This window comes from Streptomyces sp. NPDC006208 (assembly GCF_040613775.1).
Taxonomy (GTDB): domain Bacteria; phylum Actinomycetota; class Actinomycetes; order Streptomycetales; family Streptomycetaceae; genus Streptomyces.
Window position 1 is genome coordinate 1 of record NZ_JBEXSW010000144.1, and the last position, 1234, is coordinate 1234.

Below are 1234 nucleotides of genomic sequence, written 5' to 3' on the forward strand. Positions count from 1 at the left end.
TGGCACCCTCAAGTGATCAACGCACCACCCACGGATGATCATGTGGTCGTGGAGGCACAGGTGCGTGACTACGGGTTTTCGCCGGCTCAGCAGGATGAGATCTGGAGGCGCTGGCGTGAGGGGCAATCATTCAGCTTGATGGGGCGGGAGCTCGGGGCGCCGATGCACCATGTCCGCCGGTTCCTGTGCCAGAGCGGCGGTGTCCGCGTGGCCCCGCAGCAACGGTCAGAGCGGCATCTGACCGGTGGTGAGCGTGAAGAGATATCCCGCGGCATCGCTGCCGGAGAATCGGCCCGGCAGCTGGCCCGGAGGCTGGGCAGATCGGCGTCGACCGTCTCCCGCGAGATCGCTCGCAACGGCGGCCGGGACCGCTACCGTGCCGCGTCCGCCGATTCGGCCGCATACATACGCGGGCGTCGGCCCAAGGAAGCGAAGCTCGCCCAACGGCCCGCCCTGCGCACGCTGGTGGAGGCCAAGCTGGCCCTGTGCTGGTCGCCCGAACAGATCGCGGGCTGGCTGCGGCGCCAGTTCCCCGGCGATGACTCTATGCAGGTCTCGCACGAGGCGATCTACCTCTCGCTCTACGACCCGCGTCGGCGCCAGGCGATCGACCGCAGACTCACCCAGCGGCTGCGGTCATCGAGGCCCATGCGTCACCCGAAGATCGCCCGTCGGCCCACCGGGCGGGGCATCATCCGCGGCATGGTGTCCATCAGCGCCCGCCCCGCCGAGGTCGAGGACCGCAAGGTTCCCGGCCATTGGGAGGGTGACCTCGTGATGGGCACCCGCCCCTCAGCGGTCGCCACGCTCGTCGAGCGCACGAGCCGCTACACGGCCATCGTTGCGCTGCCGGACGGCATCAAGGCCGAGCAGGTCGCCCCGCACCTCACCAGGAGTCTCCTCGGCATTCCGCCCCAGTTGCGGCGGACGCTCACCTGGGACCGGGGCCGCGAGATGGCCGAACACCAGACCATCACCGCCGAGACCGGGATGCCAATCTACCTCTGCGAGCCGCGGAGCCCGTGGCAGCGCGGCACTAACGAGAACACCAACCGGCTGCTTCGGCAGTACCTCCCCAAGGGCGCGGACCTCCGCACGTTCAGCCAGGCCGACCTGGACGCCATCGCCCAAGAGCTCAACCATCGTCCGCGCAAGACCCATGGCTACCGCACTCCGGCAGAGGTCTACGCTGACCTCCTGAACAGCGGTGATGCGCTGACCGCTTGAGCTCGCC

At 69.0% G+C, this 1234-nt stretch carries 1 protein-coding gene; it reads left to right on the forward strand.

What is annotated here, in order from left to right; genetic code table 11:
* On the forward strand, positions 1-1227 hold a 1227-nt coding region (locus tag ABZ208_RS39130; protein ID WP_356914205.1), incomplete at its 5' end, for an IS30 family transposase.
* Between the last annotated feature and the right edge of the window lie 7 nt (positions 1228-1234).